This is a genomic window from Lachnoclostridium sp. An131 (genome assembly GCF_002160825.1).
In the GTDB taxonomy this organism is placed as follows: Bacteria; Bacillota; Clostridia; order Lachnospirales; family Lachnospiraceae; genus Laedolimicola.
Window position 1 is genome coordinate 1 of sequence record NZ_NFLI01000029.1, and the last position, 16,890, is coordinate 16,890.

The following is a 16,890-nucleotide window of genomic DNA, read 5'->3' on the forward strand; positions in this document are numbered from 1 at the left end:
TGTGTGATTTTATCCATGGCGATAACTCCTTTAAAAAACTTGTAGTTTTCTGGAGTTATTATCTCATGGAGCGAGGAAACTGGCACGGTACTACTGATTTACCGTGTACTATCAAACTTCTTTTTCTCATATCCATAATTAAATCCCATTATTAACCTCCTGTAGATTCAATTTGCAAAATTCACCATGCAAACTAAAATCAGGAGGAGATCGACAACGAGAATCTCTGGGTTGTTTTCCATCCCCAGAAACAAAAATGCCAGCTGATCTTAAGGACCAACTGGCATTTTTATTCGCGCACAAAGAAAACGCATTATTAAGATTTTATAAGTACAACAAGTATACCAAGCACAATTCGATACCAACCAAACACCTTAAAATCATGTTTTTTGATAAAGTTCATTAGGAATTTAATTACTAAGACAGATACCGCAAATGCCACAGCCATACCGAGAACAAGAGCGAGCAGTTCTGCACTTGTAAATTCAAACCCGAATTTTAACAGCTTAAAAGCACTTGCTCCAAGCATAGTAGGTACTGCGAGGAAAAAAGTAAACTCTGCTGCTGCCACTCGTGAAACTCCTATGAGTAAAGCACCTATAATCGTTGCTCCCGACCGTGATGTGCCGGGTATAAGTGATAACACTTGAAATGCCCCTATCAAGATTGCTGTTTTATAGCTGATGTCAGAAAGTGCCATAGTAGTAGGAGTACGCTTTTTATTCCAATTTTCTATGAGAATGAATAACAAACCATAAAAGATTAACATGATTGAAATCACAATGGGGGTTTGGAGGTAAGCATCCAAATAATCATCAAATAGAATCCCCATAATAGCTGACGGTACACAAGCTACCGCAACCTTGAACCACAACGAGAAAGTATCCTTTTTAACAATTGACTGTGCTTTGTTCTTAAATTGAAAGGGAAACATCTTGTTCCAAAACATTACAACCACTGCGAGTATAGCTCCAAGTTGAATAACAACAAAAAACATTTCTTTAAATGCTTCGCTCATATTAAGTGTGATAAATTCGTCCACAAGAATCATATGTCCTGTGCTGCTGATAGGTAGCCACTCAGTAATACCCTCAACAATTCCAAGAAAAATAACTTTTAAAATTTCTATAAAATCAAGTACCATTATTTCAAATCCTCCTTTTTAAAATGATGAAAGGTCATAAGAAAACCAACTGCTGATACAAGAATAATAATAGATACAGACAGCAGTGTAGGATAGCCGGTACTCTGAAGTTTACCCTGCACCAAGAAATAGGTGGCTGTCCACGGATACAACGCTCCCCATTCTTGATTTGAAAGTGCGGCACTTCCCATGACAATCACGGCAGAGCCAATCATCGGGGCGACAAATCCTTTTGTTTTCATAGCAACAAACACAAAAGGAGAAACTGTTAAAAACATCAGGATACTGCCAAACAAAAACTTGGGGAGCCATACTATTGCCACTAGTAAGCTATATCCCTCCAATGTAAAGACAGCGTCATATAGCCCACAAACGATAAATATACCTGCCCATGTTACAAGGGTTAGCATAACAATCCAAAGAAGCAGGGTGCAAAATTTTCCAATTAATAGTTTTGTCCTTGAAATGGGTATGGGCAATATGGTTTTGAGGGTGCTTTCTGTGTACTCTCTGCTAAACAAGTAAGCTGCAATTGCCACATATATCATAATGTTTACCAGCAGCATGATATACAGTACACTGTCGCTGTATATGTCAGACAAGGTAAAGATAATCTCCGGCTTATCAAAATGTGTTTGCAAGGCTTCTATTAACATCAAAAGTGGGGTAGATAATACCCCTGCCACACTAATTAGCACCATTTTTGAACGCTTTAGTTTTAATAATTCACAAGAAATAAGATTAAGCAATACCGCCACCTCCAATCAGTTTAGAAAAGTAGTCCTCTAAGTTTTCCTCACTATCATTTATCCTTGTCACGAGCAGTCCATTTCGTGCAAATTCTCGATTGATTTCTCCAACACTTTGGCTAAAGTCATAAATTCTCACCGTACCGTCCTGCACTGTAAAATCCGTCATGTGGTAGTGGTTTTCTAAAATCTTTCCGGCTATCTCACTGTCAGATAAATCAAATTGAATGTATTTTCGATTCCTTTTGTGAAGCTCGGATATATTCACTTCCTCTACTAAATGCCCCTCGTGCATAACGCCGATAATATCTGCTATCTGTTCAATCTCGCTTAAAACATGGCTTGAGATAAAAATGGTAATGCCATGATTGTGACTAAGTTCAGATAAAAATGAGCGTATTTCAACTATTCCAATGGGGTCAAGTCCGTTAATCGGTTCGTCAAGTATTAAAAGCTCCGGCTCGTGCATAATGGCGGCGGCAATACCAAGCCGTTGCTTCATTCCGAGGGAATAATCGGAAAAGACTTTTCTTTTCTCCTTATGCAGCCCCACAACTTCAAGAGCTTTTTCTACTCCACTTTTAGATACTCCCCCTCGCAGTTTAGCGAGAATTTGCAAATTCTCATACCCTGTTAAATTACTGTAAAATCCCGGTGTTTCGATAATAGAGCCTACTTTGCTATAAAGGGTATGGATATTTTCCTTATAGTTTGTGCCAAACAAGCGTACCGTTCCCTCCGTTGGGAAAGCAAGCTGCAACATCATTTTCATTGCTGTGGTTTTGCCTGCTCCGTTTCTGCCGAGCAAACCATAAATTTTGCCCTTTGGCACATGAAGATTTACCTTATCGACAACGGTGGCTGTTCCGTATCGCTTCGTAAGATTTTCTGTTTCAATGATATAATCCATATTTGATTCTCCTTTCCGTGGGTTGCTGTTCTTGTTTTCGCTGACCACAATCTTATTATCCACGAGTATTGCATAGAAGCCAAGAAATCTACCGTCACAATGCCGACACAATAGATGTCAGCACGAAAAAAGCTCCGACACTTATCGTGTCAGAGCCTATTTTAAAGGGTTTATGGCATTTTACTTTGTTTGGGTTTGCTTTATCCAGACAAATATTTTAGCAACAAATAGCAGAAACATAAGGGCGGTTACATAGGGTTGTCTTGCCGCAGCGAAGAAGCAGATAAAAAGCGTACTCAGCACGAGAGAGCATTTTGTGATTATGTTGCTCCATGATTCCTTTTCAAAACAAACACACATCAGTTTCGCTATCCCAAGTGCAATCAAAACAATAAAAACAATCCAATAGATTGCAAGATATATTGGGGTAGTGTCTGTAAATGAAAGTAGATTGACAGAATAAATATATCCGTCAACAAGGTTACCGTTACCATACAACGGCAAAAGTATAAAAGTAACCGCCATCATATCTAATATTCCATAAATGAAACTGTAAATTTTTTTCAAGTTGGAACGATTTTCAGTTTCGGCAAGTGTAATCAGTTCTTCGCCCGATAGCAGTTCATCTATGGTCACAGAAAAGAATTTAGAAATACACTTGAGCGACTCAATGTTAGGGTAACCCTTGCCGCTTTCCCATTTTGAAATGGCTGTTCTTGATACATATAATTGCTCCGCAAGTTGTTCCTGCGTTAAGTTCTTTCCAGTCCTAAGCTGTTGTAGCTTTTCATTAAATTCCATGATTCTCCTCCTGTTTGTTCCTTGTTTTCATACGTCCATCAACGGGTTTTTCTGCATCTTTTGGTATCATCCATGCACGACCAAATTTTTCAGTTCCGTCAATGCGATTTTCCTCACATAATTTTTGTATCCGTCTTTCCGATATGCCCCATTTTTCAGAAGCGGCTTTCACAGAAATGTAATTCATAATATCAACTTCCTTTCGCAAAGAGTATATAATTATTATATACGGAATGACGAATAATAGCAAGTTTCTCTCCACTAATACGAAATTATACACTACTAAACATAAAATCATACTTCGTTCAAATATCATCACCCGAAATGTACAATGATATAGGATGATATTAAAATGTACCAAGATGAAAGAAAACTTGATTTTAAGCCGTTAGGTATAGCGATAAAAAAAGCTCGGGAAGCAAAAGGGTGGACACAGGAATATCTTGCCCAACTGGTAGACCTTACGCCACGCTCTATTATGTATATAGAGAACAGGGGGCAGCACCCAAGGCTTAACAAATTTTATCTCATTACTACCTTGCTTGACATCTCTGTAGACCAGTTCTTTTTTCCATGCAATGAAGATGGCGACAACAATCGCCGCAAACAAGTTGATGTACTGTTGAATGATATGGAAGAAAAGGAGCTTATCGTGATGGAAGCTACGGCTCAAGGCTTGAAAAAGGCAAGAGAAACTGCGGAATAATTAACGCTGTTTTCGTAAGCCAAGCCAACTGAAAAAAGTGCGACACCTACACAGGCTATCGCACTTTTTAGGTTATTTTTTTATTCTCCACACAAATCATAAAGCTGTTCACATCGGTTTTGAATATCTAAGATTTCTGTTTCGGTTAAACTCCTGCGGTTATGAGTAAGTTGTTGCTCTAAAAAATCACGATAGCCATCAAGTAAGGCATCCCGTAAAAGCTCGGGGGCTTTGCAATGTTCCACACCAAACCATTGCTCATCTTTTTCATCCCAAATCATAACGGTGTATCCTCGCTTAGTGTTCACCACCTCCAAAACACTATCTTTATTTAGGTAATCGTTGAATACTTCTAAAACCTTTTCAAAGGTCATCATTTTATCAGCCCTTTCATATTTTAGGTGCTTATATGTAAGTAGTTTATATACTTATTACGACTATGATAATAAAAGTAAATCATCGTGTAAAGGATACGGATATTGTTTGCGAACAAAAGTGGCAAGCGATGCCTGTGGCTATCCAGATAGCCCCACGCGCTTGTTGAGGGAAGTCCCCCAAGCCCCCTTTGAACACAGATTTTCAATCTGTGGCTGCGCGTTCATCTCCGGCCCAAGAGCCGCCTTCGGCGGTTGGCCTCCGAAACGCTCTCTGCGGAGAGTGTGGCGAACGCTTTTGACTACGACCAGCTCACCGCTGGCCGTGGTCTTTTTCTTTCTGTTGCGGCTCGGTCTGCTCCATCGCAAGTACCCGATCCACATTGTTCTTGACGGTCAGCAGTTCCCGCATGGCGGCGCGGGCCTGCCGGTATTCAGCGTAAGTCGTTTTCTTGTCCGTCAGCAGCTGGGCGTACTCGGTCTGAAGCTCCTTGATGGTGGGCAGTTTCTTCACGTTCAGCTCATTGAAGGCTTCCTTGGCCGCCTGGTGCAGTCGGATCTCATCCTCATGCTCCGCGTAAAATTTCCGAGAGTATCCGGCCTTGCGGTAGGCTACATAGCTCTCGCGGGTCTTAGCATAGTTGACGATATGGGTGCGCAGCACGGCGATCTCGGCCATGCGCTTCTCGGCAATCTTGATCTGGCCGGACAGCGCGTTGTAACGGGCCGTTGCCTCTGCTGTTTTTGTTTCCAGGTCGGCGTAGTCCAACAGCCCGTGTTCGGACAGGTAGTTGAGAGTCTGGGCCATCTGCTTGAGGTTGAACACCTTGGCCCAGCGAGCATACCCGGCACCTTTTCCAGCCTGCAATTTTGCCTGGATGTCCACCAACAAATTGACCTTGGGCGGAGCAGCCTGCACAGTTGTTAGCTTTCGGGGAGTATGCTCCTTTTGTCCCGAAAGAACGGCCAGCAGATCATCCAGCGTGTAGCCGTCCCCCAGCCGGTCAAAGCGGACGTTGTTGCCCCACCCCTCCGCGCTGACGGAAATGGTTTTCCCGCGCCGGTGAACAGTGAAGCCGTCCTGCTCCAACAGGCGCAGCAGTTCCTCCAGGCTGGCCGGTTTTTGTGCCAGCGCCCGGTCGATGGCCTGGCGCAGCAGCTCCTTGTGGGAGGGCTTCGCCGCATCACCCAGCCACTTGTTGTAGCTCTGGCCGCGCCGCTTGGGAGCCTCCACGATGGAGTAGCCATTCTCGATGCAGATGGTGTCGCTCAGACGGTGGACGGCGCGGGTGCTACCCCAAAAGTTGCGGAACTTGCGGTCACACTCCAGCGTGGTGGAGTTCCATATAATATGGTTGTGGACGTGGGCTTTGTCAATGTGGGTGCAGACGATGAAAGCGTGTTTGCCCTTTGTGAAGCGCCGGGCCAGCTCCACGCCCAAGCGGTTGGCTTCTTCCGGTGTGATCTCGCCCGGAACGAAGGATTGCCGCAGGTGGTAAGCGATCACATCATCTTTGCCGCGCACCCGGCCGGTGCGGGCAGCGTAGGTCTGCTTATCAAGAAGGAACTGGGCGTCGGCCACGCGGCTGTCACATTGGTAGCTGGTGATGAGCCTGCCGTGGTCGGTCTTGTCTGGATTTTTTACATAGTCGATGATGGAACGGATGGCCTTGCCGACCGTGCGGCCCTTGCCAGCGTGCAGCGGCATGATGCGGGTGCTTGCCATGATTTCCCCTCCTTTTTAACAGACACCGTCTGTTGAATTGATTTGATTACCAAAAGGCGATCCCCAATAGTAGCTTAATTTGCCAGACACTGTCTGGCATTTTCCAGAATGATATACCCACGCAGAATGGGTTTGATAATGCGTGAAAAATCCCGTATAATAAGAACATATAAATCCATATCGAAAGGGGGCTGTTGCTCCTATGACAGAAGCCGAACTTCTGAAACTGATTCAAGGCGGCGAGAACATCCAGGTGGAGTTTAAGAAATCCACCCATGAGATCACGAAGGATGTGTACGACACCGTTTGCGCCTTTTCCAACCGGGACGGCGGAACCATCCTTCTGGGTGTCAAAGACAACGGGGAGATTTTGGGGGTAGCCTCGGATGCGGTGGACCGCATGAAGAAGGATTTTGTGACCTCCATCAACAACGGGCAGAAAATCAACCCGCCTCTTTATTTGCAGCCGGAAGTCTGCATCGTGGAGGGACGTACTCTGCTGGTCATTCGGGTGCCGTCCGGCAGCCAGGTCTGCCGCCACCACGGACGCATTTTTGACCGCAACCACGAAGCGGATATTGATATAACCGACAATTCCGACCTGGTGTATCAGCTATACGCCCGGAAAAGCGGCAGCTACTTTGTCAACAAGGTGACCCGCTTCCAGATGGAGGACCTGCGCCCCGACCTGATTGAGCGCGCCAGAGCCATGACGGCCAGCCGCACGGCCAATCATCCGTGGAAATCCCTATCGGATGAAGAACTGCTGCGCAGCGCCGGGCTGATTTTGAAAGACCCTGAACGTCAGCTCGAAGGCATTACATTGGCAGCCATTCTTTTATTTGGCAAGGACTCTACGATCCTGTCCGTACTGCCGCAGCACAAGACGGACGCGATCTTCCGGGTAGAAAACGTGGACCGCTACGATGACCGGGACGTGATCATCACCAATCTGCTGGAAACCTACGACCGGCTGATCGCGTTCGGACAGAAGCATCTCAGCGACCCCTTTGTGCAGGAGGGCCTCCAGAGCGTCAGCGCCAGAGACCGCATCCTGCGTGAAATTTTCTCCAACAGCCTGGCGCACCGGGATTACTCCAGCGGCTATGTGGCAAAATTCGTAATTGAGCGTAACCGGCTCTACACCGAAAATGCCAACCGTTCCCACGGGCACGGTGCCCTGCATCTATCCTCCTTTGAGCCGTATGCCAAGAATCCGCCCATTTCCAAAGTGTTCCGTGAGATTGGACTGGCGGACGAGCTGGGGTCCGGGATGCGGAATACTTACAAATACACGAAGCTCTATTCCGGTGGAACCCCGGAATTTATCGAGGGCGATGTGTTCCGCACCGTGGTTCCGCTGGCCCCGATTGCGGTGGAAAAGGTTGGGCCGCAGGACGAGACCCAAGTGAGGACCCAAGTGGGAACCCAAGTGACACTTACAGACCAGATTTTAGCCTTTTGTGCAGAACCGCGCTCGAAAGCTGAAATTGCGGAACATTGTGGGTATAAAAACACAAAGGGATTTACAAAGAGGTACTTGCGTCCACTGCTGGACAATGGACAGCTGCAAATGACCATCCCAGATAAGCCCAGAAGCCAACATCAAAAATATGTAACGGTGCAAAAGCCTGCACCAGAAAATTGAACCAAATCAGGGTGTCGGAGGAAGTTGTATGCTCCGACACCCTGATTTTTTATATGCCTTTGATGTGCGTGGACTTTACTTTCATGCTAATCTCATCACTGAAATTAGCACGGCGCGGAGTGCAATATCCACACACCTGCGGATTTTTTGAAGCTCGGAAACATCGGCGCGGGTCTCTTTCAGTTTGGTATAATCGCTGTCCCTCTGTGTTTTGAGGTCAGCATATTCCTGTTCCCATTCCGCAATAGGCAAGGTCTTTGTTCCTTTCGGCAGATTTGCATGGAGATAGCGGCTTGCTGCGTTCCATAGGGTCAGCTCGGCGCGGTGGGCTTCCTCGTACTTGTCGCGCTTGTTTGTCCAGCCGTTTTGCAGCTTTTTCAGCTCATCGTGAATGGGCTTGTACTCTGTATAGTTCTTCCCGTATTCAATTAGCTTTTGCAGCTTCTTCATGCGTTCCTCGGCGGTTTTCATTCCCTCCCGGATTGAATAGGCTTTATCGCTGGCAGAGGAAAGAGAAGCGTCCAGCTCGTCAAGGGTCGAGATACTATGCTCGGAGAGATAGTTGACCGCTGCCGCTATGGTTTTCAATTCATCGGTTGCGTGCTGCTGTTGCCAACTCTGCGAATACTTCCGGCTCTTTTCTCTCTGAACGCTCAAATACTTCATCGCCAGGACTGCCGTAGGGGGTGCGGGGCTTACGGACGGCGAACTCAACCATCCAGCGGGTCTCATCCTGAAATCGCTCCACAGCCAAAATGTTATGTCCTTTCAGCTCACGGGCTGAAATATCCCGCATAGGCGGCTCCTTTCTCAGCGTTCATGCTGTTGCTGGCGCTTGCGCTGCCATGCCTCCAGCAGCTTGATGATGGTCTCCTGCATCCGCTGGGGCGTATAGCTCCGGGGAAAATATTTGCGCAGGGTGTCGCTGGTGAAGGTGATCTTGTCCAGGTCGCTTTTCTTTTCTTCGCCCATGATGACCCGCATCATGTCGAGGGTCAGGTGGCCCTCCTGACTGTACTTTTTCAGCCGCTGGGCTTGGGAGAGGGAGGGGGTGGCCTGCTCGCTGTCCATCGCGTCCAGCAGGTCCACCTGTTCCTCTTTTTTGAGGAAGGACAGCTCATAGGCCGGGTTGAAGGCAATTTTCTTCTCGTCCACCATGTCCAGCAATTCGGGGATCAGCTCAGTCAGGCGGATAAATCTTTTGATTTGAGATTTACTGTCAGGGCTGTTCTCAGCTATTTTTTCTGCTGCGGTCAACTTCGGCACAACTTGGGCCGAAGTTAAATCCGTTCTGGCCCCCTGGTGCTTGATGGCTTCCAGCTTCATCTTGTAGGCAAAAGCCCGCTCACTGGGGAGCAGGCTTTCTCGCTGCAAATTGCTGTCAACCATGATAATGGTGGCCTGGTCGTCGTCCAGGTTGCGGACAATCACCGGCATGGTATCCTTGCCAGCCAGTTCGCTGGCCCGGTGACGCCGGTGCCCGGCAACCAGTTCATAGCCGCCGCCCGGGTCCGGGCGGGCGATGGCCGGGACCAGCACGCCGTACTGCCGGATGCTGTCGGCGGTCTCCATCATGGCCTCGTCATCCTTGACCTTGAAGGGGTGGTCCTTGAACGGGTGCAGCTCGGACAGGGGGATTTCCAGAACCTTCTCCCGCTGGGCGTCGGCCCGGCTTTCCTCGGTGGAAAACAGATCATCGACCGAGGCCAGCTCTACTTTTTTCGCGCTGCTTTTCAAGTTTCAACACCTCCTTCGTCAGATTTCGGTAGCCCTCGGCCACCTTGCCGCCTGGATCGTGGGCGAAGATGCTCTTGCCCTCGGCGCTGGTCTCCTTGGCCCGGACCGAGTGGGGTATCTCGGTCCCGAACACCTTGATTTTACTGCCATAGGTCTCCCGCAGCAGGGCGGCAATCTCTTTGGCAAAGTTGGTGCGGTTGTCCACCATCGTCAGCAGAATGCCGTCGATCTGAAGCTTGGGGTTCAACTGCCGCTTGACCTTGTTGATGGTGGACAGCAGCTGCTCCAGGCCCTTGGCGGGCAGGTACTCCGCCTGAACGGGGACTATGATCCTGTTGGCTGCGGCCAGCGCGTTGACTGTGAGCATCCCCAGGGAGGGCTGGCAGTCGATGAGGATATGGGAATACTGTCCCTTCACGGTGTCCAGATACTGCCGCAGGACGGTCTCGCGGCTCATGGCGTTTACCAGCGACACCTCCATGCCGGACAGCTGGATGTCGGCGGGCATCAGGTCCACGCCCTCCGGGTGGTGCAGGATGCCCTCGCCGGGGCGCAGCGGCTCGTCCATCAGGATGCGGCCCATCGCGTCCGAGAGTGTAAAGGGCAGTTTGTCCGGCTGGGGGTTGCCCAGGCTGATGGTCAGGCTGGCCTGGGGGTCTGCGTCCACCAGCAGCACCTTTTTTCCGGCCTGCGTCAGCCCGATCCCTAAGTTGGCACAAGTGGTCGTCTTGCCGACGCCGCCCTTCTGGTTGGCGACGGCGATGATTTGTGGGTTCATCGTATTTCACCTCGTTTCTGTTTGTCGTGTTTGGTTCTGGAAATAGAAAAAGCCGCCACTACTTTCTTGAAAAAAGAGTGACGGCTTTTTCTGATCCCGGAACATTAGTCCCCGGAAATGCAAAAAGCGCCCAGCAGGAACACTGAGCGCTTTCGCAATAAAAACATATTCATTTGTTCAGATTTGGTCAAACTCTGCCAAACCGATTTTGCATAAAAATTCGGAGGGGCAAAAATGCAAAAATGACCTCATGGGAGGGTGCAGGGGCAAAAAAGTTGTCCTATAATTTAACCCATTGGCCCTCATTTTAGGGGTGGTTGTCCTTTATTTAACCCATAAAAATCGGTTCAAAACAGGTCAGACCATGCCAAAACAGGCCAAACAATCTGAAAAGGAAAAACCCCGAAAACCGCATGGTTTCGGGGTTTTTGAGCTGTTTTGAACTAAAATTATCGCTTGCTGAACTGCGGAGCGCGACGGGCGGCCTTGAGGCCGTATTTCTTACGCTCTTTCATTCTCGGGTCACGTGTCAGGTATCCAGCCTTCTTCAGGATCGGACGGTAGTCCGGATCTGCCTGAAGCAGAGCTCTTGCGATGCCGTGACGGATAGCGCCTGCCTGTCCGGTGTAGCCGCCGCCGCGTACATTTACCAGCACGTCGAATTTATCTGCAGTCTCGGTCGCTGTCAGGGGCTGACGAACGATAACCTTCAGGGTCTCCAGTCCGAGATACTCGTCGATGTCTCTTTTATTGATCGTAACCTTTCCTGTACCAGGTACCAGGTACACTCTGGCGATAGATTTCTTTCTTCTGCCTGTTCCGTAGAATTTTGAATTAGCCACTGTAGATTTCCTCCTTCAACTTTCTCTCAATTAAAACGTTAATACTTCCGGCTTCTGAGCCTGATGATTGTGCTCCGGACCAGCGTATACATGAAGCTTGGTGTACATCTGTCTTCCCAGCGGTCCCTTCGGAAGCATGCCCTTTACAGCGAGCTCTACGACTTTCTCAGGTTTCTTTGCCATCATCTCACGTAAGGTGGTCTCCTTCATGCCGCCCACGTACTCGGAATGGCGATAGTAAATCTTCTGATCCAGCTTCTTGCCGGTCACTTTGATCTTATCTGCGTTTACAACGATTACATAATCTCCGGTATCAATGTGCGGCGTGAAGACTGCCTTGTTCTTTCCTCTGAGCACCTTCGCCACTTCCGAAGCCAAACGTCCTAATGTATATCCTGTAGCGTCAACTACATACCATTTTCTCTCAATTGCTGCTGGACTAGCCATGTAAGTTTTCATTGGTTTTCCTCCTGAAAAATGAATTGAAACTTCTATGGAAAAATGCCGTTACCGGGGCTATGGCTTAGACATTTTCGCACTACGTCACATTGAAACATTATATTATACTTGCCCGTGTGTGTCAACCACTTTTTGGGTGAAAACTGCACAAAAATCCCACCGAAGCTGCCGGATTTCCGGCTGCGCTTCTGCAGCCCGGCCTGTGACCTACAACGGAAATTCCGGATACTCCGGATACCGCATTCCGAGCAGCGTCAGTCCCTTCGCCGGAGCCGTCGGCCCCGCCGCCTGGCGGTCGCGCGCTTCCAGCATGGCCGCCACGTCCTCCGGCGCAGATGCGGTAAGGCCGATCTGAATCAGCGTCCCTGCCAGAATTCTTACCATATTATAAAGGAAGCCGTTTCCGGTGACGCGGATGCAGATGAGCCTTCCCTGGCTGTCCAGCTCCTGCTCTGTTACCTCCAGGCTGTAAATCGTGCGGACTGTCGTCTCCGCCTGAGTGTGAATGCTGCAAAAGCTTTTGAAATCGTGCTCTCCCGTAAAATACGGGCAGGCCGCCTTCATGCGCTCCACATCCAGGCACCGCCGGAAGAAATACGAATTCAGCCGCTCCGAGGGCAGCTCGAATTCCCGGTTCAAAATCCGGTACTCGTAGGTTTTGACACAGGCTGTCTTCCTGGGATGAAAATCAGAAGGCACCTCAAAGGAGCGCTGAATCCGGATATCATCCGGCAGGCGGCTGTTCAATGCGTAAGCCATCTTATCGGCAGGCATCCGGGCTTCCGTATCAAAGACCGCCACATTTCCCAGGGCGTGTACGCCAGAATCTGTACGGCTCGCTCCGATAACCGTGATCTCCTCACCAAACAGTCTGGACAGCTCCCGGTTCAGGACACCTTCTATCGTCTCCCCATTCTTCTGCACCTGCCAGCCGCAGTAGCTTGTTCCGTCATAGGCTACAGACAGAAGTACCCGCTTCTGCCGCCTGAGCGCTTCTCCGCCTGCAGCAGCATTCTTCTCCTCAGAATGTTCTGCGGCAGCTTTCCCGTTCACAGCCGCACCCTTCTCTGCAGCAGCCGTTTCATTCACAACAGCGTTTTCACTCATAACAGCACTCTCACCGCGATAATCGCTGCCAGAAAGAGCAGCAGAATTCCATAAGCACAGTAATCCTTCCGTGTATATGCCAGAGGCTTCATCTTCGTCCGGCCCGCTCCGCCGCGGTAGCAGCGTGCCTCCATGGCCATCGCCAGATCATTTGCCCGGCGGAAGGCCGAGATAAAAAGGGGCACCAGAAGCGGCACCAGATTTTTGGCTCTCTGAATCAGGTTTCCGTGTTCAAAGTCCGCTCCTCGGGCCATCTGCGCCTTCATAATCTTATCCGTCTCCTCGAGAAGAATCGGAATAAACCGCAGGGCGATGGACATCATCATAGCCACCTCGTGCACCGGCACATGAAGCTTCTTCAGGGGACCTAAAAGCGTCTCCAGGCCATCCGTCAGATCATTCGGAGTCGTAGTCAGCGTCATAAGCGACGAGCCGATAATCAGATAAACCAGGCGGATCGCCATAAAAACCGCTGTCCGCAGACCCTGATCGGTAATCCGGAATTTCCAGACCTGTACCAGCACCCGGTCTCCCGGCGTCAGAAACAGATTGAACACCAGCGTAATCATAAGAATGATAAAAATTGTCTTTAATCCCCGTACAATAAAACGGAAGGGAACCTTCGAAAGCCGGATCATCGATACCAGAAAAACCGTCGCCACCAGATAGCCCACCCAGCTGTTGATCAGAAAGAGGGCTACCAGAAAGGATATGGTAGCCACCAGCTTGACTCGGGGATCAAGCTTATGGAGGATGGAATCTGCCGGATAATACTGTCCCAGCGTAATATCTCTAATCATGTCTTATTTCCTTCTTCCGAAACGCGCTCAGGATCGTCTCCCTTGCTTCTTCTATCGTCGTCGCATTCTCGTCTACATCAAGCCCTTTTTCCTTCAGCGTATGCATAATATAGGTCACCTGCGGCGCTGCAAGGCCCACGCTCTCCAGCTCCTTATAATGACGGAATACCTCCCTTGGAATATCGTCATACATGACCTCGCCCTGATTCATGACGATGATGCGTTCCACATACTTTGCCACGTCCTCCATGCTGTGGGAGACAAGAATGACCGTAATCCCCCGTTCCCTGTGAAGGAGGCTGATCTCATCGAGGATCTCGTCTCTGCCTCTGGGGTCAAGCCCGGCTGTAGGCTCGTCCAGAATCAGGATCTCCGGCTCCATGGCAAGCACTCCTGCGATCGCCACCCGGCGCTTCTGCCCGCCAGACAGCTCAAAGGGCGACTGCTTCTCATATTCCTCTGAAATTCCCACCATGCGCAGGGCTTCTCTGGCCCGTTTTTCCGCTTCCTCCTGGGAAAGTCCCTGATTCTTCGGCCCAAAGCAGACGTCGCTTAAGACGTCCACCTCAAAAAGCTGATGCTCCGGATACTGGAACACCAGTCCTACCTTGCTGCGGAGCCTGCGCATATCGTAATTCTCTGCGTAAATATCCTCGCCGTTAAAATAGATATGGCCTGAGGTCGCCTTTGTCAGGCCGTTCAGATGCTGCACCAGCGTAGACTTTCCGGATCCTGTATGGCCAATCAGGCCGATAAACTGGCCGTCCTGTATTTCCAGATTAATATCCTTCAGCGCATGAATCTCATATGCCGTGCCGGGGCTGTAGGTATAGCTGACATGCTCTAATACAATTGACATAACGCTTCCACCAGTTCCTCTCTTGTCAGAATTCCGTCCGGCAGGTCAATCCCTGCCTGCTTCAGCTCCCAGGCGAGCAGCGTGGCCTGCGGCACATCCAGGCGGTAGGATTTCAGCTTCTCCACCTGAGAAAAGATCTCCCGCGGCGTCCCATGCATGACTACCTTTCCGTCATCCATGACGAGAACCTTGTTTGCATAGATGACTTCTTCCATATAATGTGTGATCAGAATCACCGTAATGTCTTCCACCTGATTCAGCGCCCGGACCGCACGGATGACTTCCTTTCGTCCATTCGGATCCAGCATGGCCGTGGGCTCGTCCAGCACAATGCATTTGGGGTGCATGGCTACGACTCCGGCGATGGCTACCCGCTGCTTCTGGCCTCCGGACAGCCTGTTCGGAGAGTGATGCCTGTATTTCAGCATATTGACCGCCTTCAGGCTTTCCTCCACCCGTTCCCAGATCTCCTTTGTCGGCACGCCCATATTCTCGGGACCAAAGCCTACATCCTCTTCCACAATCGTTCCTATGATCTGATTGTCCGGATTCTGGAACACCATGCCTGCGCTCTGACGGACGTCCCAGAGCCTTTCCTCGTCGCTGGTGTCCATGCCGTCTACCCAGAGAGTCCCCTCACTGGGTGTAAGAAGCGCGTTGATATGCTTGGCAAGGGTGGACTTCCCGGAGCCATTGTGTCCGAGTATCGCCACAAAATCGCCCTTTTCCACCTCGAAGCTCACGCCGTCTACCGCACGGATCGTCTCCTTCTCCCGGCCTTCCTCATCGTATTTTATATAGTTATACGCGAGCCTGTCTGCCCGGATCATTTCCTGTCTGTCTTCCATCCGCTTCTCTTCCATCTGCCTCTCTTCACTTCCCGCTCACTTCCAGCCCGCCAAGCGCCTCTGCTTCCCGCACGTCCCCGGTCTGGAACCGAAGCACAGAAAACCTCTCAGTATCATTCTTTCCCTGTTTGGACATTTCAGCTTATTGTATCCTATCCGCAAGGCTTTTGCAAGAAAAAACCTGTCTGCGCATCAGATTTTACGCATCAGATTTGTAAAAGTGCCCGCACGCCAGATTCGGATTTATACAGCCGCCAGCTCCTCCCGTTTCTCAGCGCCCTGTTCCCACAGTGTCAGCAGTTCTTCAAACTCCTCCCTTGTAGGAAGCACTCTGTAATCCTCATCCTCCGCGCACTGCCACTGATATGTAAAATAGGCGCTCATGGTTACCTCTGCCCCATACTCCCAGTAATCCTTTCGTATCTCTCCCAGCGGGATCAGCTGATATTTCTCACGGATATATTCTTCCCCGGATATAGTCTCCCACTGCCCGTTCTCATATTTTTCCGCAAGGGCCAGAAGCTCATTGGAGACAAGGGCATCCTCCCGACTAGCCGCAATCCCTGCCGTCTCACCAGGAGCCTTCCTTGCATCCTGAACGATCTCGATTGTAATCTCCGGATGCTGGCCGACCCGTATGATATTTCTTACCGACGGCGCCCCGTCTGTCTCCTCTACTTCCCTCACATATCCGTAAGAGCCCTGGTAATTTCCCAATACAATATCCATCTTGTGGTACATCATCAGCTTCCGGCTCTCCGGATAGTAATACAAATACAGCCCCGTACCGCACACCACTGCTTCTCCCTCCTGATTGAACACAGGCACTGCCTCACTGCCGTTATAATAGTAGAAGGAGTACCACCCTCCCAGGGATCCGCTTGAATAATGGTACAGAACCAGCTCCGGCGTCTCATCCTGATTCAGATCCAGCAAGCCCACAGCGCTTACCGCAAAATCATCAAAGGAATACCTGCCGTTAAAAATAAACTCCCAATAGGCCCGCGCCCAGTCCGGCCACCCGGGAGAAGCCTCTGCTGCTTCCGGCGCCTCCTCTTCGGCCAGCGCCGGCTCCTGCATGGTATCCGGCTGCAGCCCCTTTTCCTCTGACATATTCTGCGCTTCCATGGAAATCTCTTTCCAGGCTGGCATGCCAGATGCCGTATTTATGATTCTCCCCAAGTCCTTTCCTGCCGGCCCGCATCCGCTCAGCAGAAAAAACGCTGCTGTCAGAGCCAGAATAATCATCCTCTCATGAAACCCTTTCATTTCTTTATTCTCCCCCTGTTTTCAGGTAGTGTCAAAACTACCTTCTTTTTTTATTGTAAAAGTTACGCTTTACCTTGATTTTTCGGAGGTTTGCAAATAAAAAGAGCATTGACCTCCCTTTTCTGGTATAATG

At 49.6% G+C, this 16,890-nt stretch carries 19 protein-coding genes and 1 pseudogene; 2 read left to right on the plus strand and 18 right to left on the minus strand.

Features of this window, described 5'->3' with window-relative positions:
- Positions 1-316: 316 nt before the first annotated feature.
- The 5 genes from bcrD to B5E77_RS17555 all read right to left on the minus strand — a co-directional run bounded on the left by bcrD (position 317) and on the right by B5E77_RS17555 (position 3,791).
- Positions 317-1,144, minus strand: a complete 828-nt coding sequence (gene bcrD, locus B5E77_RS16190; RefSeq protein WP_002576322.1) for a bacitracin resistance undecaprenyl-diphosphatase BcrD — start codon at positions 1,142-1,144, stop codon at positions 317-319.
- Positions 1,144-1,893: an ABC transporter permease gene (locus tag B5E77_RS16195; RefSeq protein ID WP_002576323.1), complete on the minus strand. Its 750-nt coding sequence runs from the start codon at positions 1,891-1,893 to the stop codon at positions 1,144-1,146. The genes bcrD and B5E77_RS16195 overlap by 1 nt, the downstream gene beginning before the upstream one ends.
- On the minus strand, positions 1,886-2,803 hold the full coding sequence (gene bcrA / locus B5E77_RS16200) for a bacitracin ABC transporter ATP-binding protein BcrA (RefSeq protein ID WP_002576324.1): 918 nt from the start codon (positions 2,801-2,803) through the stop codon (positions 1,886-1,888). The genes B5E77_RS16195 and bcrA overlap by 8 nt, the downstream gene beginning before the upstream one ends.
- 180 nt (positions 2,804-2,983) lie before the next feature.
- Positions 2,984-3,604 (minus strand): bacitracin resistance transcriptional activator BcrR, encoded by a 621-nt coding sequence (bcrR, locus tag B5E77_RS16205; RefSeq protein WP_087166405.1) that lies wholly within the window; start codon positions 3,602-3,604, stop codon positions 2,984-2,986.
- Positions 3,594-3,791, minus strand: coding sequence for a helix-turn-helix domain-containing protein (locus B5E77_RS17555; protein ID WP_009246557.1), 198 nt, complete (start codon positions 3,789-3,791; stop codon positions 3,594-3,596). Before B5E77_RS17555 ends, bcrR begins: the two co-directional genes overlap by 11 nt.
- Positions 3,792-3,956: 165 nt before the next feature.
- Here B5E77_RS17555 and B5E77_RS16215 point away from each other — a divergent pair, with 165 nt between their 5' ends.
- Positions 3,957-4,310: a helix-turn-helix domain-containing protein gene (locus tag B5E77_RS16215; protein WP_002576326.1), complete on the plus strand. Its 354-nt coding sequence runs from the start codon at positions 3,957-3,959 to the stop codon at positions 4,308-4,310.
- An 80-nt stretch (positions 4,311-4,390) separates the two neighbouring features.
- Here B5E77_RS16215 and B5E77_RS16220 read toward each other — a convergent pair whose 3' ends face one another.
- Both B5E77_RS16220 and B5E77_RS16225 read right to left on the minus strand, forming a co-directional pair.
- Complete coding sequence (locus tag B5E77_RS16220; RefSeq protein ID WP_002576327.1) at positions 4,391-4,687, minus strand: hypothetical protein; 297 nt, start codon at positions 4,685-4,687, stop codon at positions 4,391-4,393.
- Positions 4,688-4,997: 310 nt separating this feature from the next.
- Positions 4,998-6,410 carry a relaxase/mobilization nuclease domain-containing protein gene (locus B5E77_RS16225; RefSeq protein WP_087166406.1) on the minus strand — a complete coding sequence of 471 codons (1,413 nt, stop codon included), beginning with the start codon at positions 6,408-6,410 and terminating at the stop codon, positions 4,998-5,000.
- A 202-nt stretch (positions 6,411-6,612) separates the two neighbouring features.
- On the opposite strand from B5E77_RS16225, the gene B5E77_RS16230 reads away from it, so the two are divergent.
- Entirely contained in the window at positions 6,613-8,058 is a 1,446-nt protein-coding gene (locus B5E77_RS16230) for an RNA-binding domain-containing protein (protein WP_087166407.1), read from the plus strand.
- 81 nt (positions 8,059-8,139) lie between these two features.
- Here the strand turns inward: B5E77_RS16230 and B5E77_RS16235 are convergent, their stop codons facing one another.
- The 11 genes and pseudogenes from B5E77_RS16235 to B5E77_RS16285 all read right to left on the minus strand — a co-directional run bounded on the left by B5E77_RS16235 (position 8,140) and on the right by B5E77_RS16285 (position 16,757).
- On the minus strand, positions 8,140-8,724 hold the full coding sequence (locus B5E77_RS16235; protein ID WP_330394728.1) for a hypothetical protein: 585 nt from the start codon (positions 8,722-8,724) through the stop codon (positions 8,140-8,142).
- Positions 8,717-8,854: pseudogene (locus B5E77_RS17355) on the minus strand (DUF5720 family protein); the annotation flags it as partial. The pseudogene B5E77_RS17355 and the gene B5E77_RS16235, both read right to left, overlap by 8 nt.
- A 14-nt stretch (positions 8,855-8,868) precedes the next feature.
- Positions 8,869-9,795 carry a ParB/RepB/Spo0J family partition protein gene (locus B5E77_RS16245; protein ID WP_087166409.1) on the minus strand — a complete coding sequence of 309 codons (927 nt, stop codon included), beginning with the start codon at positions 9,793-9,795 and terminating at the stop codon, positions 8,869-8,871.
- On the minus strand, positions 9,752-10,573 hold the full coding sequence (locus tag B5E77_RS16250) for a ParA family protein (RefSeq protein ID WP_087166410.1): 822 nt from the start codon (positions 10,571-10,573) through the stop codon (positions 9,752-9,754). The genes B5E77_RS16245 and B5E77_RS16250 overlap by 44 nt, the downstream gene beginning before the upstream one ends.
- 449 nt (positions 10,574-11,022) lie before the next feature.
- The gene (gene rpsI / locus B5E77_RS16255; protein WP_087166411.1) at positions 11,023-11,415 is read right to left on the minus strand and encodes a 30S ribosomal protein S9; all 393 of its coding nucleotides are present in this window, start codon (positions 11,413-11,415) and stop codon (positions 11,023-11,025) included.
- 30 nt (positions 11,416-11,445) lie between these two features.
- Positions 11,446-11,874, minus strand: coding sequence for a 50S ribosomal protein L13 (gene rplM / locus B5E77_RS16260; RefSeq protein WP_087166412.1), 429 nt, complete (start codon positions 11,872-11,874; stop codon positions 11,446-11,448).
- A 207-nt stretch (positions 11,875-12,081) separates the two neighbouring features.
- Positions 12,082-12,981: a tRNA pseudouridine(38-40) synthase TruA gene (gene truA / locus B5E77_RS16265; protein ID WP_087166413.1), complete on the minus strand. Its 900-nt coding sequence runs from the start codon at positions 12,979-12,981 to the stop codon at positions 12,082-12,084.
- On the minus strand, positions 12,978-13,781 hold the full coding sequence (locus tag B5E77_RS16270) for an energy-coupling factor transporter transmembrane component T family protein (RefSeq protein ID WP_087166414.1): 804 nt from the start codon (positions 13,779-13,781) through the stop codon (positions 12,978-12,980). Before B5E77_RS16270 ends, truA begins: the two co-directional genes overlap by 4 nt.
- Positions 13,774-14,640 (minus strand): energy-coupling factor transporter ATPase, encoded by an 867-nt coding sequence (locus B5E77_RS16275; protein WP_087166415.1) that lies wholly within the window; start codon positions 14,638-14,640, stop codon positions 13,774-13,776. The genes B5E77_RS16270 and B5E77_RS16275 overlap by 8 nt, the downstream gene beginning before the upstream one ends.
- Complete coding sequence (locus B5E77_RS16280) at positions 14,625-15,488, minus strand: energy-coupling factor transporter ATPase (RefSeq protein WP_087166417.1); 864 nt, start codon at positions 15,486-15,488, stop codon at positions 14,625-14,627. The genes B5E77_RS16275 and B5E77_RS16280 overlap by 16 nt, the downstream gene beginning before the upstream one ends.
- A gap of 243 nt (positions 15,489-15,731) precedes the next feature.
- Positions 15,732-16,757: a hypothetical protein gene (locus B5E77_RS16285; RefSeq protein ID WP_087166416.1), complete on the minus strand. Its 1,026-nt coding sequence runs from the start codon at positions 16,755-16,757 to the stop codon at positions 15,732-15,734.
- Between the last annotated feature and the right edge of the window lie 133 nt (positions 16,758-16,890).